This window comes from Diaphorobacter sp. (genome assembly GCF_050251835.1).
Taxonomy (GTDB): domain Bacteria; phylum Pseudomonadota; class Gammaproteobacteria; order Burkholderiales; family Burkholderiaceae_C; genus JBFXIE01.
This window is the reverse complement of the sequence record NZ_JBFWLZ010000038.1, coordinates 1-2,939: the sequence shown is the minus strand read 5'-3', so window position 1 is coordinate 2,939 and position 2,939 is coordinate 1. Positions and strand designations below refer to the sequence as shown.

Annotated in this window: 2 protein-coding genes; both read left to right on the top strand. The window is 67.8% G+C overall.

All coding sequences use genetic code 11. The features are described 5' to 3' along the window. Positions 1-286: 286 nt before the first annotated feature. A complete protein-coding gene (locus AB7E35_RS12110) occupies positions 287-817 on the top strand; it encodes a methylated-DNA--[protein]-cysteine S-methyltransferase (RefSeq protein ID WP_428163970.1) in 531 nt (176 codons plus the stop codon). Positions 818-1,018: 201 nt separating this feature from the next. Further along, positions 1,019-2,939 (top strand): PAS domain S-box protein (locus AB7E35_RS12105; protein ID WP_428167626.1); only part of this gene is annotated, 1,921 nt, incomplete at its 3' end.

Below are 2,939 nucleotides of genomic sequence, written 5' to 3'. Positions count from 1 at the left end.
TGCAAGGCCGCGCATTTTAGGCGCCGCCCCTGCTGCCCCCATTTGATGCGCGGCAGTGGGCAAAACCGCAGTCCGCCACAACACGCATCGCCAAGGCCGGGCAGCCTATCATGGGCCTGTGTCAAACCGCATCCACGCCTGCGGGGCCGGTCTTGGCAGGCCGTCTGCCCTGCCCGGCTCTGCTGCAGTCAGACAAACGCCTCACCCAGTGCTATTGAATACATAGCTTCCAGCGCTTGCCAAACATTGGCTACAGCCATTTTTCTATTGAATCAAGGAGCATGCCATGCAATACCCCCGCGACACGCTGCAAAGCCGTAGTGCCACGGCCTTGGGCGATGTGCGTCTGGCCGCCAGCGCATCCGGGCTGGTGGGTCTGTGGTTTGACGGGCAGCGCCACCTGCCGGCACAGCTCGACGGGCCGGGCGCCTGGCCTGCGGCCGATGACGACAGCCACCCGGTGCTGCGCGTCGCGGCGCTGCAGGTGCAGCAATATCTGCTGGGCAGCCGCATGCAGTTCGATCTGCCGCTGGATCTGTCGGGCGGCACGCCTTTTCAGCAGGCCGTGTGGCGCGCGCTGCTGGCCATACCGCGCGGCAGCACCATCAGCTATGGCGCTTTGGCCCGGCAGGTCGGCAACCCTGCCGCCGTGCGTGCCGTGGCCGCGGCCGTGGGACGCAACCCCGTCTGCGTGGTGGTGCCGTGCCACCGCGTGCTGGGTAGCAGCGGCGCATTGACAGGCTACGCGGGAGGCCTGCCCCGTAAGGCGGCCCTGCTGCGGCTGGAAGCGGCTGCGTCACAAGCCTTGCTTGTTTGATCGGCAGCATGTCGGGTCCCGTTGCGTCGCCCGCCCGGCGGGCCATTACACTCAGAAACATGTCAAGCATCGCCGCCGTTGCTCAGCCTGCCGCGCAACCCACCGGGTTGCCGTCGGTGATGCCTGCCTGCGCGCACGGCTGGCGCATGTATGCCGCCTGCTGCGGCTGCGCCGTGGACATGGCCTTTGGGGGGCTGCCGCGTGGCCAATGACGTGTTTGTGTCCGGCATCGTGCACCTGCTGCTGCTCGTCGGCCTGGCGGCGCTGCCGCACCCGGTGCTGTTGCGGCCTTCGCGCTTGGCCGGTCTTCTGCTGGGCCTGACCGCGGGGGTCGCTTCGGTGCTGGTCGCCTTGCAGGGCCTGCCGCTGTTTTCGCCGGGTGTGCTGCACGTGCATCCGCCCGCCATTGCGGCGGCGGCTTTTCTGTTCGGCCCGCTGGCGGGCGCCGTGGCGGCCACCATTGCCCTGACCAGCCAGTGGCTGGTGGTCAATGCCGACTGGGGCGCGGCCCTGGGGCTGACGGCCTGCAGCCTGGGCATGGGCCTGACGGGCTGGCTGGCGTACCGGCGCGGGCGCCTGAATGCCTGGGTGGTGGTGATGGCCCTGGCACTGGTGTTGCCGCCAGCCATACAGCCCTGGACAGATCCCAACGGCGTCGCGGTGGATTCGCTGCGCGAATGGTGGCTGCGCGGCATTGCCTGGCGCTATTCCATTGGCGTGGCTGTGCTGTGCGGTTTTGGCGTGATGCTGCGCGAGCGCGCCATCTGGCTGAACGCCATGCGTGAGCGTGAGGACAACCTGCTGCTCGCCCTCAAGGCCGCTGGCGGCGGGCGCTGGGAATGGGATGTGCGCACGCGCATGTTCTCTTACCGCGGGCAGTTCTACCGCAACTTCGGCCTGCCGGACAGCCCCGACGAAGGCAGCCTGCAACCGTCGCTGCGGGTGAGCGAGGAGGCGGCCCGCCAGCGCTGGCGCGATCGCTGGCACCCGGACGACCTGCAGCGCCTGGAGAACAGCCTGCACGTCACCATGGACGGCTTGCAAGACAACGTTCAGGACCAGTTTCGCATGCGCGACGACCAGGGCCGCTGGCGCTGGCTGATCTCGCGCGGGCATGCCGTGGAGCGCGACGCCAGCGGCCGCGTGCTGCGCCTGGCGGGCATTGACCTGGACATTACCGAGCACCACGAGACGCAGGAGGCACTGCGCGTGTCGCAGGCCAAATACACCACCGTCTATCAAACCCTGCCCGATGCCGCCGGCATCACACGGCTGGCCGATGGCTGCTACCTGGACGTCAATCCCGCCTTCGAGCGCATGCTGGGCAAACCCCGCGATCAGATCCTGGGCCGCACGTCGGCCGAACTGGGCGTGTGGGCCCACGAAGATCAGCGCGCCCGCCTGGTGCAGGCGCTGCAAAACCACGGCGAGGTGCGGGGCCTGCCCATGACGGCGCACCGCGACGGCGAGAAGCTGCCGGGCCTGATGTCGGCGCGCACCGTTCAGATCGAGGGCGAGGAATGCCTGATCTTCGTGTTTCACGACCTCACCCAAGAGCAGCGCGTGCGCGACGAACTGCTGACCGCCAACCGCCTGCTGCGCGAGGCCGGCTGGATGGCCCGCCTGGGCGTGTGGGAAGAAACGCCCGGCGTGGGCATCACCTACTGGTCCGATGTGTGCTTTGACATCCACGGCCTGCCGGCCAGTGCCCCGCTGCCCCGGTGTTACGTGGATCATTTCGTGGCACCGGCGTGGCGCGACGCGGTGCGATCGGAAATGCGCCGCAGCCTGCAAGACCGCATCACCTGGAGCATGGAGATCGAAATCCACCGTGCCGACGGCCAGCTGCTGTGGGTGCGGGTGCGCGGCGAACCCGTGGTGCAGGACGGGCAGGTGGTGCGGGTGCGCGGCATATTGCAAGACATTGACGAATCGCGCCGCGCCGCGCAGCGCCTGCGTTCGTCCGAGGAGCGGCTGGCACGCATCTTTGAGCTGCTGCCCTTGTATCTTCTAAACCTCGAAGTTCAGGACATGGTTTCGGAAAGTTGTCCACAGCCTGATAGCCCTCTGGGAGCTGTGAGCATCCCGTGGGAGAGCATGCGGCGTGGACAGCTGACCGTCT